We start from the raw sequence: 15,237 nt of genomic DNA on the forward strand, positions 1-15,237 counted from the left end.
GCCACCCCGGCGGCGTCGGTGCGGGGCGGTCGCCGGGCCGTCCAGGGCCTCGCGGCGGACGGGGTCAGGGCAGGAGGGTGTCGAGGAAGGTGTTGGTGTAGATGCGGGCGGGGTCGTAGCGGTCCAAGGTGGCCAGGGCGGTGTCCCAGGTGTCGCCGGAGGGCTGGCCGGCGCGGTAGGCGGCGGGGATGGTGGTGGCGATGACCGCGGGGTCGGCCCAGGCGGCGGTGCCCGAGTAGCCCCAGCCCTTGGACCACTCGGGGCGCACGGCCGCGTAGCTGCCGGTGTAGTTGGCCAGGACCCACTGCTCGGTCTGGCGGTAGAACCGCTGGCACTGCGCGGTGCCCGGGACGGTGAGCAGGTCCATCCACACCGCGGTGTCCCAGCCGGGGTGGTCCGGGCGCGGGCGCACCGCGCTGAGCTGGGGCTGGACCGCGCCGGGCACCTGGCAGTCGGCGGGGTTGTCCAGGCCGGCGCAGCGCACCTCCCAGGGCCCGTTCATCGGGTACTGGCCGGCCGCGCGGTAGGTGTTCAGGGCGTTGTCGAGGTAGGTGTAGAACTCGCTGACGACGCGTTGGACGTCGGCGCGCGCGCACACGATGGCGTAGCCGTTCGCGGTGACCTGCAAGGTGGTGGGCCGCACGTACAGCTGGGTGTTCTTGGCCCAGCCCCAGATGTCCCAGGTGCCGGTGGTGATCAGCCCGGAGCCGACGATGCTCATCTCCAGGTTCTCGAACGCCGGGGTGACCGAGACGTCGCCGGCCAGGATGGAGGCGATGAACTGGGACTCCTGGGTGCTGACGGAGTCGGCGAAGGTGTAGTTGAAGGGGCTGTCGACCTGGCGGGAGAAGAAGGGCTTGCTGGGGGCCAGCGACCACACCTTGAGCCAGGGCACGGTGGTGAAGGGGAACCAGATCGTCTCCACCCGCCCGCTCGCGTCCAGCAGGGCCGCGAAGGAGTCGGGGCCGGCCTGGGCGGGCGGGGCGAACAGGGTGGCCACGTTGGTGGTGTAGCTGCTCTGGCAGCGCAGCCGCACGTTGGCGCCCACCCGCAAGGTGGCCTCGGTGACGAAGGCGCGGCCCAGGTGGACCAGGAACGCGGCGATGTCGGGGTCGCTGCGCTGGAAGGTCTTCAGCGCGTAGGCGCCCTGGGCCCGGTCCCACACCACCGCGGTCAGCGAGGTGACCAGGTTGCTGACCGAGCCGTAGGTGTGCCCGGGCGCGGGGCTCTCCCCGCTGGCGGGCACCGAGGTGCCGTGGCCGTCGATGGCCAGCACCCCGCCCAGGGTCAGGTCGCCGGGGGCGGGGGTGTTGGTCAGGCCGTAGCCGGCGTTCTCCAGGGCGGTGAGCAGGGCGAGCATGCTCACCCCGGTCTGGGCGGTGACGCTGGCCGGGTTGGCGCTGGTGACGGTGACGGCGGTCAGGTGCGCGGTGGTGTCGACCAGGAGGATGTCGCCTGAGGCGCCGGCCGGTTCCAGCAGCGGGGACCAGTTGTGGCCCATGCCGCGGGCGCGCAGCTTCCAGCCCTGGGCGTGGGCCCAGTTGGCCAGGGTGACCACCTGCGCCGGGGAGGCCGGCGCGCAGGTCCACAGCGCGCTGACGGCGATCTCGCCGGACCAGTTGGTCCACGCCTGCTGGTAGACGTCGATGCCCGCGGGGAAGTTGGGCGGCGCGGCGGTGGCCGCCTGGGCCGGGGGCACCCTGAAGGCGGGGGTCCAGGTCAGGGAGCTGAGCGCGGCGCCGGCGCCGGCGGCGCCGAGGAACGCGCGGCGCGACAGCGGCGGGACGGGCCGCTCGGGGCGGGGGCGGTCGGCGTGCGGGCGGTCGGCGTGGGGGCGGTCGGGGTGCGGGTGGTCGGGGTGCGGGTGGTCGGGGTGCGGGTGGTCGGCGTGGGGGCGGTCGGGGTGCGGGTGGTCGGGGTGCGGGTGGTCGGGGTGCGGGTGGTCGGGGTGGGGGTGGTCGGGGTGGGGGTTGCGTGTCATGGGGACCCTCCGCGGATGGGTGGGGGCGGGTGGGCGTGGGAGCAGCGGTACTTGGGAGCAGCGGTGCTGCGGGGCCGTGCGGGCCGGGTGTGCGGGCGCGCCCGGGTGGGGGGCGTGCGGGCATGGCCGGACGGCGCGCCTTGGGGGCGGGCGGGTGCGGGCCGGGCCGGGTGGACCGGGTGCGGGGCGCGCGTGGGCGTGGGGCGGCGACCGGGGTGCGCATTGGGGGTGCGGCCCGCGCGGGGCGCTCCAGGCGGTGGCGGCCGGCCGCCGAACGCGCCGGGAAGCGGTGATGGTGGTGCGCACCCCTGGTGGCGGCGGGTCGGGGGGCGGTCCCGTCCGGCGACCGGCCGCCGCGCGCGGGTGCGGTGAGGGTGAGAATCCAGCGGTGGCCGCGAGAAGTCAATGACGGTGCGTCAGCTCGCGTCCGGGTCGGTGTTTCCCGGGTCGGCGCTAGGTCAGGCGGGCTGCAGGGAGCCCTGGGTGATGACGCCGGCCGCGACGGTGTAGGTGCCGGCGTAGTCGGCGGTGGAGCCGTCGGTGTGCACGGCGTGCAGGTGCACCGCCACGCTGGGCCCGCTGACGGAGTCGATGGTGAGGGTGTCGCTGCTGGTGTCGGCGAAGCCGGCGGCGAAGGCGGAGTAGCTGCCGCCCAGGTTGCGCCCGCCCAGGTTCCAGGCGGTGCGGTAGTCGTGGGCGTTGATCGCGGCGTAGTAGGCGGTGACGGTGGAGGCCGGGTCCGCGGCCGGGGTGGTCGTCGGCGCGGGCGGCGCGGCCGGCGGGGCCGGGAGGCTCGCGCCGGCGGGCACGGTGGACCTCGGCGCGGTGGCGGGCCCGGTGGTGGGCGCGGAGCTGGAGCTGGGGGTGGGGGTGGGGCTCGGTGCCGCGGTGGACGCGGTGGCGGTGGCGGCGGCGTCGGGGCGCGGCGGGTGCGCGTCGGCGACCAGTACGGCGGTGGTGCCGCCGGCCAGGGCCGCGGCCAGCGCGGCGGCGCCCAGCAGGAGCCAGGCGCGGCGCCGGCGCGCGGGCCCGGGTACCGGGTCGACCCGGGTGGGCCCGGTGCCCGGGCCGTAGCCGGGGCCCGGGCTGCAGCCGGGGCCCGGGCCGTAGCCGGCGGGCGGCGGATACCCGGCGCCGGGGCCGGGCAGCGGCGGGTAGGCGGGCGGGTAGGGCGGCGGCGGGGGCGCGGCGAGCCGCGCGTCCCGGGGCCCGGGGATCGGCTCGGTGGCGGTGGTGCGGCCCTGGGCGACGTCCTGGAGCATGCGCAGCGCCTGGTCGGCGGTGGCGCGTTCGGCCGGGTCCTTGCGCAGCAGCGCGGCGATGACCGGGAACAGGGGTCCGGCGTTGCGCGGCACGGGCAGCGGGTCGGTGATCACCGCCTGCAGGGTGCCGATGGTGGAGCTGCGCTGGAACGGGGACTGGCCCTCCAGTGCCGCGTACAAGGTGGCGCCCAGGGCCCACAGGTCCGATTCGGGGCCGGGGCGGTGGCCGGTGACGCGTTCGGGGGCCAGGTAGTCGGGCGAGCCGACGATCTCCCCGGTGCGGGTCAGGCCGCCGGCGCCCTCGAACACCGCGATGCCGAAGTCGGTGAGCACGACCCGGTCCTGGCGGTCGATCAGCACGTTGGCGGGTTTGACGTCGCGGTGCAGCACGCCCAGGCGGTGGCCCTGGGCCAGGGCGGACAGGATCTGGGCGCCGATCCGGGCGGCGTCGCGCGGCAGCAGGGTGCCCTCGGTGGTGATGATCTCGGCCAGGGAGCGGCCGTCGACCAGCTCCATCACGATCCAGGGGCGGCCGTCGTGGTCCAGCACGTCGTGGATGGTGATCACGTTGGGGTGGCCGATCCGGGCGGCGGCCCGGGCCTCCTGCTTCATCCGGGCGTGCAGGGTGGCCAGGGCCTCCTGGGGCAGGGCGCCGACGTGGAGCTCCTTGACCGCGACCTCGCGGTCCAGGAGCTGGTCGCGGGCGCGCCAGACGATGCCCATGCCGCCGCGGCCCAGCCGCTCGCCGAGCAGGTAGCGGCCAGCCACCAGCCGCTCCGGCCGCTCCGGCTGCTCGGGCCGGGCGGGCTGCTCGGGCCGGTCGGGCCGGTCGGGCTGGGCGGGCTGGGCGGGTTGGTCCCCGGGCGGGTTGGTGGTCAACGGCGCTCCCCCGTGCTGCTGTTGCCCCCGGGTGGGGAATCCCATCATCGCGGGTTCGCTCCCTGCGGCGCGAGCACGGTGGCGCAACGGTCCGGGCCCAACCGGGCCGGGCCGCGCGGGGGTTGGCGGCGGATCCTTGGGTCCGGGGCCCGGGGTGCGGGCAGGCGGGCGATACTCGGACGCACGTGCCGACGTCGTGGTCCTGGAGTGGCGGATGTGGTGTGCTGGAGTGTTGCCCGTCGGTGCGAGCGGGGCGGCGGTGGGACGGTGAGCGGGGCCGCGAGCGCGCCGCTGGGCGGGGGCGACGGTTTTGATCCGCACGCGCCGGCCACCGACAGCACCGCGGCGGGCGACCTGGTGACGCTGGCGACCGGGCGGGTGGAGGCGTTCAGCGACGGGGTGATCGCGGTGGCGGCCACGCTGCTGGTGCTGGACATCAAGGAACCGGCGCCGGGCGTGGACATCTGGGCGTTCCTGGGCCAGCAGGGGCCCTCGCTGATCGCCTACGCCATCTCGTTCCTGACGATCCTGATCTTCTGGGTCAACCACCACGCGCTGTTCCACAGCGTGGAGCGGGTGGACCGGCCGATGCTGTTCATCAACGGGCTGCTGCTGCTGGCCATCTCGTTCATCTCCTACTCCACCGCGGTGCTGGGCCACGCGCTGCAGCGGGCCGGGCACTACGACCGGTCGGCGGCGGTGCTGTACGCGCTGACGATGACCGCGGCCTCCTCGTGCTTCTGCGGGCTGTGGCTGCACCTGTCGCGGCGCGGGCACCTGATGGTGCCGGTGGCGCGGCTGCGCACCACCGCGGCGCTGCGGCGCAGCCTGATCGGGCCGGCCCTGTACGCGGCGGCCACCGTGGTCGCGCTGGTCAACGCCCCGGCGTCGCTGGCGGTGGACGCGGTGGTGGCCGCGTACTTCGCGCTGCTGCCGCGCCATCTGCGCCGGGCGCGCCCGGGGCGCTGACGGCGCGCCGGTTCGGCTCCGATGCCGTTGGCGGTCGCCGACACCTGCGGACGCGGCGTCAACTGCGCGCACGCGGGCCGCGATCCCCCTTTGCCCGCCAGCCGGGCCGGGCCCCTGCGCGGGCCTGCGGTACGGGCAACGCACAGTGCGGCGGCGGGTCGAGGAGACCTGCGGATCCACCGCCCGGCGCCCGGGCGCGTCGATCGGCACGGCCGCCCACCTGCCCCTGCGGGCGCGGTTCGGGCAGGTGCGCGGGCTGCGGACCGGTGGCCGGCGGATCCCCGGAATCCTGGACACCCAGCGAACAACTGGATAGGTTGACAGATGTAAAGTCTCTTGTCATCTACTTGTACAGCACAACAGTCGGCCCTGGTGCGGGAAGGCACGGTAGGTATGACCGGACTCGATCCCACGGCCCGTTTCCTGATCGGGCTGGCCGTGCTGCTGGCCCTGAGCCGCGGCGCGGCCGCGCTGGCGGTGCGGCTGGGGCAGCCGCCGGTGCTCGCGGAGATCCTGACCGGGGTGGCGCTTGGCCCCTCGCTGCTGGGGCGGGTGCTGCCCGCGGTGCACACCGCGTTCTTCGGGCCCTCGGTGATGCCGCTGGTGGGCGGGCTGGCGCAGGTGGGGCTGGCGCTGTACGCGTTCGAGATCGGCAGCCACCTGGCCGCGCCGCGGCCCGGCAGCCGCGACGGCGCGCGGAGCGTGCTGTGGGTGGCCGGGGCCTCACTGCTGGTGCCCGCGGGCGCCGGGCTGGCGCTGGCGCCGGCCCTGCACGCGCGCGGGCTGGCGGGCCCGCACGGCTCGGTGGCCGCGCTGGCGGTGTTCCTGGCCTGCGCGATGGGCGTGACCGCGGTGCCGGTGCTGGCCCGGCTGCTGCAGGACCGGGGCCTGGAGAACACCCGGGTGGGGCGGCTGGCGCTGGTGGCGGCGTGCCTGGGCGACGCGGTGTGCTGGTGCCTGCTGGCGGTGGCGCTGCGGGTGGCCGGGCTGGTGGGCACCGTGCAGATGAGCGCCGGCGCTCTGGGGGCGGCGATGGCCGTGGTGCTGATCCACCGTCGGCACACCCACCCGCCGGGCGGCACCGAGGACAAGGCGTGGGGGCTGGGCCCGCTGCTGGCGGCGGTGTGCCTGGCCGCCGGGGCCTCGGCGGCCGTCGGGCTGCACCCGATGCTCGGCGGACTGCTGCTGGGCGCGGCCTGGCCCGCGTCGCGCTGGGGCGCGAGCCTGGCGCGCGGCGTGCGCTCGATGGCCTCGGTGCTGCTGCCGTGCTTCTTCCTGGGCACCGGGCAGCAGATCGACGTGGGTTCGGCGCTGTCGGCGCGCGGCTTCGTGCCGCTGGTGGGGGTGCTGCTGGCGGGGGCGGTGGCCACCAAGCTGGCGGCGTGCACCACGGTGGGGGCGCTGCGCGGGCTGCCGCGGCGCGAGGCGCTGCGGCTGGGGGTGCTGATGAACGCCAAGGGGCTGACCGAGATCGTGGTGCTCAGCGTCGGCTTCCAGGCCGGGCTGATCGGGCGCACCCTGTTCGAGGCGCTGGTGGTGGTCGCCCTGGTCACCACGGTCCTGGCCGGTCCGGCGCTGGTGGCGCTGGAGCGCCGGGCCCCGGCCGGCGGCCCGCAGGGGCCCGCGCAGCCGGGCGCCGAACCGGGCACGGCGCCGGACGCGGACGCGCCGGGCACGGACGCGGACGCGCCGGGGCCGGTGCGGCTGGACGGCGCGGGCGCAGCCGGCGGCGGCGCGCGGCGCTGAGCCGCCCGCGCGGTCGGCGGCGGGCGGTTGCGGCGGGGCGGCGGTTGCGGCGGCGCGGGTGGCGGCGGGGGTTGCGGGGGTTGCGGTGGCGGTGGCGGGGTGTCTACTTGCGGATGGCGTAGTAGACCGGGGTGCGGAAGCCGTCCATCTGCACGTGGGAGACCGCCGCGGAGTATCCGGCGACGCTGTCCTGGTACCACAGCGGGATCGCGGGCATGTCGGCCACCAGCAGCTGCTCGGCCTGCTGGAACAGGGCGTTGGCCGCGGCGCGGTCGGGGGCGGCGTTGGCCTGGTCGACCAGCTGGTCGAAGGCGGGGTTGCGGTAGCCGGGGTCGTTGAGCGCGCCGGTGGTGGTGTAGAGCGGCTGCAGGAAGAACTGGGCCAGCGGGTAGTCCATCGAGGTGGCGCTGCGGAAGGCGCTGGTCATCTGCTTGCCGACGATCATGTTGCGCAGGGTCGGGAAGGTGGCGATCGGATTGCCCACGCAGGCCCGGTCGTTGCCCAGGGCCCGGTTGATGCTGTTGCAGACCGCGTCGACCCAGGGCCGGTTGCCGCCGTCGACGTTGTAGCTGATGGTCATCGAGCCGCCGGGCAGCCCGCCGCCGGCCTCGATGAGCTTCCTGGCCGCGACCGGGTCGTAGCTGCAGTACACCCCGCACAGCCCCGCCCGGTAGCCGCCCGAGGCGCCGAGCACCGGGGCGGTCCAGTCGCTGGCGGGGCTGACGGTGCCGTGCAGGATCGTGGCGGAGATCAGCGGCCGGTCGATGGCCATCGAGATGCCCTGGCGGACCTGGGCGGACCGGGCCGCGCTCCAGTTGCGGTCGTACAGCGGGAACACCAGGTGGGACAGGGTGCCTGCGGGGCTGACCAGCAGACGCCCCGCCAGGTCGCGCTGGGCGTTGGCCAGTTCGGTCAGCGGCAGGGTGTCGTCCACGTCCACGGTGCCCGAGCGCAGGTCCGCGTAGGCGGAGGCGGGGTCGGCGTAGACCTTGAGGGTGACGCCCTTGTTCTGGGGCTTCTGCAGCCCCCGGTACCCGGGGTAGGGCACCAGGTCCAGCTCCTTGTTGACGCTGTAGGAGGATATCTCGTACGGGCCGTCGCCCACCGGGTGCTTCGCCCAGCCCTGCGGGTCCTTGAAGAAGGAGGCCGGCAGCGGGGCGTAGACGGTGTCGCCCAGGGTCTGCGGCCAGGTCGAGAACTTCTGGGTGAGCGCCACGGTGAAGGTGGTGGCGTCAAGGACCCTCAGTCCGGACATCGTGGCGGCGGTGGGCTTTTCCCCGGGCGCGGGCGCGACCGCGCCGTAGCCCTGGACGTAGTGGAAATACGCGCTGTTGAGTTGCCGGTGGGTGGCCAGCGCGGTGTAGTTCCAGGCGTCCACATAGGAGGCGGCGCTGACCGCGGTTCCGTCGCTGAAGGTCCACCCCGGTTTGATCCTGATGGTGAAGTGCTGCTGGTCCGCGGTGGTTATCGAGGCGGCGTTCTCATAAACAGGAGCCGATGTCGTGGGATCGTAGCTGAGCAGTCCGGTGAGAATGCTGCCCAGGACCTTGTTGCCGTTCGACTCGTTCGTGTCGCCGGGCAGCAGCGGATTCTGCGGCACCCCCCACACCGCGGTGACCACACCGCCGGGGCCACTGGGCGCGCCCCCCGAGCAGGAGGCGGTGGGCAGGGCTGCCGCGGTCATGACCGCCATCGCGGTGGCGCCCCTCACCCGGGTACCTCGGCGCACGGAAAACCCCTCCCCCAGAGACATTTCATGCAAATGCCGTGCTTTAGGTCACTCGCCCGCCGGCGGCGCCGCCGACCCGCAGCGCGGGCAGGGGAATGAACAGAGCGTTCGGCGCCATCTTGGCATACGACCCACCGGCCGCCGCGCCCCGGGGCAGCATGGCTCAAACCCGTCCCACCGCACCGGAGTTCCGCAACCGGAGCGGTCGGCCGGCGAAAAGAAACTTGTTTCCCGTTCAAATATCCCGAATAGCGCGGCGGCGCCCGGAGCCGGGGCCGGCGGGCCCGCGGACAGGCCGGCCCCGGTGCGCCGTCGGCGCACCGGGGCCGGCCGGGGCAGGGCGTCGGTGCGCGGCGCCTCGGCGGGCCCCGGGCGGGAACCCGCGGACAGGCCGGTCGCCCCGGGCCGGCGATCTGCCCCGTCGCGGCGCGGTGGGGGCCGCAGCGGCACTGCAGCGACGGCGAAACGGCAGGCGGCGCCCCTCAGCAGCAGCCGATCCCGCTGTCAGCGGGCTTGTTGACGGCCACCAGCGGATGGACGGGCACGGCGGGCACACGGCTCTCCAGGGTGTGCACAGACACCGCTACCACCAAGGCGAGCGCACCCAGGGCTGCGCCGAGCGGAGCAAGGATCCTTTTCATGATCTTCCTTGGAGCTCGAGCTGCGGAGCATGACAGGGAAAGTCAATTCGATTTCACAGATCGAGTCAAGTATGTTCTCCGGTAGCAGCCCCGCAGGAGCCCACTCCTCGCCACGGAGACTTAACTCTCATGGAGGTACTCCGGTAGCATCTGATGACTTGCTGGGTATGTATAAGTCATGTATGCAGTGGTTGTGGGGCCCCAGACCATCCGCTGGCGCTCTCCCGACAGCCCTACCAGGAGGTAACCCCAGTGTCCGACGAGCACCTGCAGGGCACCGGCTCCGCGGAGATCGGCCGACGCCTGCGAGAACTGCGCCTGGCGCGCGGGCTGCTCCAGCAAGACCTGGCCACCGCCGAGATCTCGACGAGCTACGTCTCCCTGATCGAGGCCGGCAAGCGCCGCCCCTCGCCGGCGATCCTGGCCGCGCTGGCCGAGCGCGTCGGATCGTCGGTGGAGTACCTGTGCACCGGCCGCGACCAGGCCGATGTGAAGAACCTCCAGCTGGAGCTGGGGTTCGCCGAGATGGCGCTGCGCAACGGCTCGCCGGGCGAGGCCCTGCAGAGCTTCAGCCATGTGCTGACCAAGACCTCCACCCTGAGCCCGGACATGCTCCTGCGGGCGCGTATCGGACAGGCCACCGCGCTGGAGAAGCTGGGCCGCCTGGAGGCGGCCGTCTCCCTGCTGCACGAGCTGGCCGACGACCCGGGGCTGGCCGCCGGCTCGGCGCAGTGGGCGCAGGTGACCGTGGCGCTGTGCCGCTGCTACCGGATCGTGGGCGACATCAACATGAGCGTGGAGATCGGTGAGCGCGCGGTGCGCCGGCTCGACGGGCTGGGCCTGGACGTGACCGACGATCACATCATGCTGGGGGTCGACCTGGTCGGCTCCTACTACCGGCGCGCCGACTTCACCCGCGCCCACCTGCTGAGCTCCCGGCTCCTGGCCCAGGCGGAACAGAGCCAGTCGCGATCCGCCCGCGGGATGGTCTACTGGAACGCCAGTCTGATCGCCGAGTCCCGCGGCCAGCGCGAGGAGGCCATCGCCCTGGTCGAGCGGGCCCTGGGGTTCATGGCCGAAGGAGACAGCCCCCGCTACCTGGCCCTGCTCAAGGCGGTCCACGCCATGATGCTCTTCCGATCCGGCACCGGGGACCTCGAGCAGTCCCGGGCCCTGCTCGACCAGGCCAAGGCCACCTTGGACGAGGTGGGCAGCGTGCACGAGCGCGGCGACTGCGAGGTGAACCTGGCCCAGGTCACCATGCGGCTGGGCCGATCCGAGGAGGCGCTCGAGCTGGCCGCGCGCGCCGTGGACATCCTCAGCGGCGAGAACCCCGGCAGCCTGGGAGCCGAAGCGCTGGTGACCCTCGGCGAGGCCCAGCTCCTCAACGACCGCACCGCCGAGGGGCAGGCCTCCCTGCACGCGGCCGCGCGCCAGCTGCGCCAGCTGCCCCGCTCCCGGGGGGTGACCGCGGTCTACCGGTACCTCGGCGACGTGTGGCACTGGCACGGGAACACCGGCGAGGCGATGCGGGCCTACCAGGAGGGGCTGGCCGCGGGGGGCGCCGGCGCCCTGCCGGCCCCGCCCCAGCACCGGGCGGTGGCCCGAGCCACCTGAACCCCGCCCGCGCGGCGACCAGCACCCCGCCGGGCGCCGGCGCCCGGCGCACGCTGCCGCGCAGGGCGGTACTGCCGCGCAGGGCGGTGGCGCGGCGCAGGGCGGTGGTGCGCGACCGGGCCGCGGTCGCGCGCCGCGACGGGCGGACCCCTCGGCACACGGGCCCCGGGCGGGTGACAGTCCTGGAGTGCGCGGGGGAGCCGGGGGGTAGGGAAAACTTGACATGGCCACACCAGAAGACGAGGCTCCGGCCCAGGCCGGCCACCAGCCCCAGCTGCGGATCGGAAGACAATGGACCACTCAAAGCGCGATCCGGGCAGCATCGGGCAGCGGCTTCGCCAGCAGCGCCAAAAGCGCGGGATGAACCAGCAGGACCTGGTCTCCCCCGACATCTCGGCCAGCTACATCTCCCTGATCGAGACCGGCAAGCGGGTCCCCTCCGAGGGGGTCCTGGAATCCCTGGCCGAGCGCGTCGGCTGCTCGGTGGAGTACCTGCGCACCGGCCGCGACGACTACAAGGTCAAGGAGCTCGAACTCAAGATCGCGTTCGGTGACATGGCGCTGCGCGGCGGCTCCACCGGCGAGGCGCTGGAGGCCTACAGCGAGGCGCTGACCGCGGTGGCGCTGCTGGACGACGCCGCCCGGCGCCGGGCCCGGATCGGCCAGGCCCTGGCCCTGGAGGGGCTCGGGCGCCTGGAGCCGGCCATCGCGCTGCTGGCGGAGCTGTTCGCGGACCGCGAGACGGTGGCCGGGTCCGCCGAGTGGGGCCAGATCGCCATCGCGCTGACCCGCTGCTACCGCGACGCGGGCGACCTGGTGCTGAGCGTGGAGATCGGCGAGCGGGCGCTGCGGGCGCTGGACGCGCTGGGGCTGGACGCCACCGACGACCACTGGCGGCTGGGCTCGGTCCTGATCGACTGCTACCGCCTGCGCGGGGACCTGACCCGCGCCCACATGCTCGCCGACCGGCTGCTGGCCACCGCCGAGCAGCCCGGCGCCCCGGTCGCGCGCGGCACCGTGTACTGGAACGCCGCCCTGGTCGCCCAGGCCCGCCACCGCACCGACGAGGCCCTCACCTTGGCCGAGCGCGCGCTGATGCTGATGTCGGAGACCGACAGCGCCCACCACCAGGCCGTGCTCAAGAAGGTGTGCGGCGAACTGCTCCTGGACTGCGGGCGCGAGCAGGCCCAGCAGGCCAAGCAGCTGCTCGAACAGGCCCAGCAGGTCATGGTCGCGGTGGGCACCACGGTCGAACAGGCCCGCGGCGACATCGCCCTGGCCAAGGCGCTGCTCGCGCTGGGCGAGCCGGACCGGGCCGCCGAGCACGCCAGCCGGGCGCTGGGGCTGCTGCGCAGCCAGCGCCCGCACCAGGGCGCCGAGGCGCGCACCGTCCTGGCCCAGGCCCAGTTCGACCGCGGCCAGGCCGACCGCGCCCACGCCTCGCTGCGCGCGGCCGAACGCCAGCTGGAGCTGCTGGCGCCGGCGCGCTCCAACGCCGAGGTGTGGCGCCGCATCGCCGACCTGTGGCACCGGCACGGCCAGCTGCCCCAGGCCCTGACCGCCTACCAGAAGGCCCTGACCCAGGCCGGGGTGCCGGCCGATGTTAGCGTGCGCGCGATCCCGCCCGCGGTGCGCTGACCCCACGCCGCGCACCGCGCGCCCCCCGGCCCACCGGCCGCCCGCCCGGCGCGCGGACCCCACCCCCGCGGCCCGCCGCCCGGCCGGCGCCGGACCTGCGACCCGGCCGGCCGGTGCACCCGGCCGGGGCCACGGCGGCGGGACCGAAACTGAGGTCGGGTCAGGTCATGCGGCCTGCGCCTCGAAGGCAACCGTGGAGGTTTCGCCCTCCAGGGCGATGAGTGCGCCCTGGCCCTTCGTGACATCACCGGTCAACTTCCCGCCCCTGGACGCAGCGCGCGTGCAGGCTCGGCGCTTCGGCCACTCCCCCTCGGCGGCGGCGGGCTACCGGAGTGCGTGGCGCGCCCGCGGCTCAGATCCGCCAGCTGCGGATGTGGTCGGCGACCTGGAACACGTCCGTGTGCTTGCCTTGCACCGCGCGGCAGACCTCCACCATCGCGCCGTAGGGCGGGTCGATGCCCTCGCCGCTGCTGTGCATGTACACCGAGGCGCACAGGGACGCGTAGAGGGCGTTGCGGGCCGGCAGCGGGCGCAGCAGCACGAGCGTGTGCAGCAGGGCGGCGGCGCGCCGGGCCGCATCGGCGGGGTAGTCGATCTTCGGGGGATCCACCCGGTGCCGGGCGACCGCGGCGACCAGTCCGGAGTAGTCGTGGACCTCCGGGTGCTCGGGCAGGACCTGCGCCTGGCGTTCGAGGAGCCAGCGCAGGTCGATCAGCAGGTCCACGGCTAGGCCGCCCGCGGGTTGCGGGTGTCACCGGCAGGGGCGGGTTCCTCGTCGGGGAAGGATTCGGCGAACTCGGCTGCGTGCCGGGCCAGGAACGCCGCTGCTGCGCCGGCGCCCTGGTTCAGGCGCGGGTCGCGCACGGCCGCCTCGGTAACCAAGGCGGTGACGGTGGTACCTTCCGCGCGGGCACGGGCCTGGAGCTGCTCGTACACCTCGTCGGGGATGCGGATCGCGACAGTCTTCGACATGGACCCCACCGTATAGCTTGACGCTATACGGATGGAAGGGGGCTTCCCGCGCGCGGCCGGGTGAGCGTGCCGCTCGGAGCGGGCGGGCGCGCTGACCCCTGCGTCCCCAGGCACGGCAAGGTCCTGTCCTGACCCTCGGGAGTGGGTGCGCCGGCACTCCCCCGCACCCGCGCATGACATCGTCGCGCGTTCGCGGCTTGCGGAAGACGGCCGGAAGCCGCACTCAGCGCCGGTAGCGCCCCTTGTCCTCGAACCGGCCCAGGTCGAACCCGCCCTCGGCAGCCGCGCCCCGCAGCCGCGAGAGCGCCGGGGCCCGCCGGCGGTACTGCAACACCTCCCGCAGCGCCATGGTCACCGTCTCCCCCTTGGTGCCCGTCCCCAGCGCCTGCGCAACGTCCGCCACCAGAGCGTCATCCAGGTCGATCACGGTCCAGGCCACACCACACCTCCCGGAGGCACACAGCTCTGCATGAGTGATATCACCACGCACGCCTGCAGGGCGGGGCTCCGGTCTGCTGGCGCCCCGCGGGCCGACCAGGGGGCCGCTGGTGGGGCCTGTCAGATCCGGGAATGTCCCCGACCCGGCACGCGTCAGGGGGCGGATGCGGCCTGTTGCAGTCCCAGGTGGCTCCAGCGCACACCATCGCGGCCCAGGGGGTCCTCACGCTCGCTCAGGTGCACCAGGTTCAGGCCGTGGCCACGGGCGAGTTCGAGCGTCTCGTTCGCCGTGACGTCGAACATCCGTCGCCCCGCGGGGACGGGGCCGTGCCGCAGGGACAGGACCACGTGTCCCTGGGAGGCGAGCATGCCCGCGATGCTCTCCATCGCCAACACCCGCTGCTGATCGTCCAGATGCATCCACACGGCGGTCAGCAGGATCAGGTCGAAACGTTGGCCGCGACGGCGAAGCACCCTCAGTTCCGGCAGAGCGTCGTCGACCCACTCGATGTCCTGGCCGGCGTGCAGCCGCCGGCCCAGGGAGCGCAGTTCCGCGGTGGGCTCGACGGCCAGCACCCGGTGCCCCAGCCTGGCCAGGGCGGCGGCATCGCGGCCACTGCCCGCACCGATGTCCAAGATCGCGCTGGGCGTTGAGGGGAACAGGTGCACTACGTCGCGGTGGACGTCGGCGAAGGACACGCTCTCGTACTGCTCAACGAGCGCGGCGGCGGCTTGGCCGTAACCGGCGGTACTGGCAAGGGGCTTCGGTTCGATCACTCGTGCACATTAGCGAGGAGGGTCCGGGCGGCCGGATCCGGCGGCCCCTCCCCCGGCGCCGGCCGGCGCTTGTGCGGGCGTCGCGCGGCGCCCCGGGGCCGGCTGGCCGGGTACGGCCTCACCCCGGGCCTTGGCCGGGCGCACCGGGTGGGGGCGCTGACCTTTCGTCGGCGGGCGGCGCCGGTTCAGGCGGGGGTGAGCCACAGGGTGGCCAGCGGGGGCAGGGTCAGCTCGGCGCTGGTGGGCTGGCCGCTCCAGCCGGTGGGCTCGGCCTTGACCGGGTCAAGGTTGCCCGCGCCGCTGCCGCCGTAGCGGGCCGTGTCGGTGTTCAGGACCTCCAGCCAGCGCGCGCCGTGCACGCCGTCACTGGCGTACGGCAGGCCGACCCGGTAGCGGTGGCGCGGCAGGGGCGAGAAGTTGCTGACCGCCACCAGGGGGCGCCGGTGGCGGTCGTAGCGGATGAAGGAGAACACGTTGTCCTCGGCGGCGTCGGCGTCGATCCAGGCGAAGCCGGCCGGCTCGGTGTCGAGCTGCCACAGCGCCGGCGAGTCGACGTAGAGCCGGTTCAGGTCGCGGACCAGGTCCTTA

The 15,237-nt window shown here is 74.5% G+C and carries 13 protein-coding genes; 4 read left to right on the plus strand and 9 right to left on the minus strand.

Annotated features, from left to right (window positions below):
- Positions 1 to 64: 64 nt before the first annotated feature.
- Together ABIA33_RS23795 and ABIA33_RS23800 are read right to left on the minus strand one after the other, a co-directional pair.
- Positions 65 to 1,981, minus strand: coding sequence for a cholesterol oxidase substrate-binding domain-containing protein (locus ABIA33_RS23795; protein WP_370084416.1), 1,917 nt, complete (start codon positions 1,979 to 1,981; stop codon positions 65 to 67).
- A 458-nt stretch (positions 1,982 to 2,439) separates the two neighbouring features.
- The gene (locus ABIA33_RS23800; protein ID WP_370084417.1) at positions 2,440 to 4,122 is read right to left on the minus strand and encodes a serine/threonine-protein kinase; all 1,683 of its coding nucleotides are present in this window, start codon (positions 4,120 to 4,122) and stop codon (positions 2,440 to 2,442) included.
- A 267-nt stretch (positions 4,123 to 4,389) separates the two neighbouring features.
- Here ABIA33_RS23800 and ABIA33_RS23805 point away from each other — a divergent pair, with 267 nt between their 5' ends.
- Positions 4,390 to 5,091, plus strand: coding sequence for a TMEM175 family protein (locus tag ABIA33_RS23805; RefSeq protein ID WP_370084418.1), 702 nt, complete (start codon positions 4,390 to 4,392; stop codon positions 5,089 to 5,091).
- Positions 5,092 to 5,484: 393 nt separating this feature from the next.
- Positions 5,485 to 6,837 (plus strand): cation:proton antiporter, encoded by a 1,353-nt coding sequence (locus tag ABIA33_RS23810; RefSeq protein ID WP_370084419.1) that lies wholly within the window; start codon positions 5,485 to 5,487, stop codon positions 6,835 to 6,837.
- Positions 6,838 to 6,940: 103 nt separating this feature from the next.
- Here the strand turns inward: ABIA33_RS23810 and ABIA33_RS23815 are convergent, their stop codons facing one another.
- Positions 6,941 to 8,530, minus strand: coding sequence for an ABC transporter substrate-binding protein (locus ABIA33_RS23815; RefSeq protein ID WP_370084420.1), 1,590 nt, complete (start codon positions 8,528 to 8,530; stop codon positions 6,941 to 6,943).
- A gap of 518 nt (positions 8,531 to 9,048) precedes the next feature.
- The gene (locus ABIA33_RS23820; RefSeq protein WP_370084421.1) at positions 9,049 to 9,207 is read right to left on the minus strand and encodes a hypothetical protein; all 159 of its coding nucleotides are present in this window, start codon (positions 9,205 to 9,207) and stop codon (positions 9,049 to 9,051) included.
- 252 nt (positions 9,208 to 9,459) lie between these two features.
- On the opposite strand from ABIA33_RS23820, the gene ABIA33_RS23825 reads away from it, so the two are divergent.
- Positions 9,460 to 10,824 (plus strand): helix-turn-helix domain-containing protein, encoded by a 1,365-nt coding sequence (locus ABIA33_RS23825; protein ID WP_370084422.1) that lies wholly within the window; start codon positions 9,460 to 9,462, stop codon positions 10,822 to 10,824.
- A 291-nt stretch (positions 10,825 to 11,115) separates the two neighbouring features.
- Positions 11,116 to 12,462 (plus strand): helix-turn-helix domain-containing protein, encoded by a 1,347-nt coding sequence (locus tag ABIA33_RS23830; protein WP_370084423.1) that lies wholly within the window; start codon positions 11,116 to 11,118, stop codon positions 12,460 to 12,462.
- 352 nt (positions 12,463 to 12,814) lie between these two features.
- Here ABIA33_RS23830 and ABIA33_RS23835 read toward each other — a convergent pair whose 3' ends face one another.
- From ABIA33_RS23835 to ABIA33_RS23855, 5 genes are all read right to left on the minus strand, one after another.
- Complete coding sequence (locus ABIA33_RS23835) at positions 12,815 to 13,186, minus strand: toxin Doc (RefSeq protein WP_370084424.1); 372 nt, start codon at positions 13,184 to 13,186, stop codon at positions 12,815 to 12,817.
- 2 nt (positions 13,187 to 13,188) lie between these two features.
- Positions 13,189 to 13,434, minus strand: coding sequence for a hypothetical protein (locus ABIA33_RS23840; RefSeq protein WP_370084425.1), 246 nt, complete (start codon positions 13,432 to 13,434; stop codon positions 13,189 to 13,191).
- A 223-nt stretch (positions 13,435 to 13,657) separates the two neighbouring features.
- Positions 13,658 to 13,873 carry a type II toxin-antitoxin system VapB family antitoxin gene (locus tag ABIA33_RS23845; RefSeq protein WP_370084426.1) on the minus strand — a complete coding sequence of 72 codons (216 nt, stop codon included), beginning with the start codon at positions 13,871 to 13,873 and terminating at the stop codon, positions 13,658 to 13,660.
- A gap of 152 nt (positions 13,874 to 14,025) precedes the next feature.
- Positions 14,026 to 14,649 carry a class I SAM-dependent methyltransferase gene (locus ABIA33_RS23850; RefSeq protein WP_370084427.1) on the minus strand — a complete coding sequence of 208 codons (624 nt, stop codon included), beginning with the start codon at positions 14,647 to 14,649 and terminating at the stop codon, positions 14,026 to 14,028.
- A 185-nt stretch (positions 14,650 to 14,834) separates the two neighbouring features.
- Positions 14,835 to 15,237: alpha amylase C-terminal domain-containing protein (locus ABIA33_RS23855; protein WP_370084428.1), on the minus strand; the 403-nt coding region annotated here is incomplete at its 5' end.

Source organism: Streptacidiphilus sp. MAP12-16, from assembly GCF_041262165.1.
In the GTDB taxonomy this organism is placed as follows: Bacteria; Actinomycetota; Actinomycetes; order Streptomycetales; family Streptomycetaceae; genus Streptacidiphilus.

Coding starts and splice junctions, on each gene's coding strand:
- ABIA33_RS23795 (WP_370084416.1), bottom strand. CDS start 1,981: ATGACACGCAACCCCCACCCCGACCACCCCCACCCCGACCACCCGCAC.
- ABIA33_RS23810 (WP_370084419.1), top strand. CDS start 5,485: ATGACCGGACTCGATCCCACGGCCCGTTTCCTGATCGGGCTGGCCGTG.
- ABIA33_RS23815 (WP_370084420.1), bottom strand. CDS start 8,530: ATGGCGGTCATGACCGCGGCAGCCCTGCCCACCGCCTCCTGCTCGGGG.
- ABIA33_RS23820 (WP_370084421.1), bottom strand. CDS start 9,207: ATGAAAAGGATCCTTGCTCCGCTCGGCGCAGCCCTGGGTGCGCTCGCC.
- ABIA33_RS23830 (WP_370084423.1), top strand. CDS start 11,116: ATGGACCACTCAAAGCGCGATCCGGGCAGCATCGGGCAGCGGCTTCGC.
- ABIA33_RS23840 (WP_370084425.1), bottom strand. CDS start 13,434: ATGTCGAAGACTGTCGCGATCCGCATCCCCGACGAGGTGTACGAGCAG.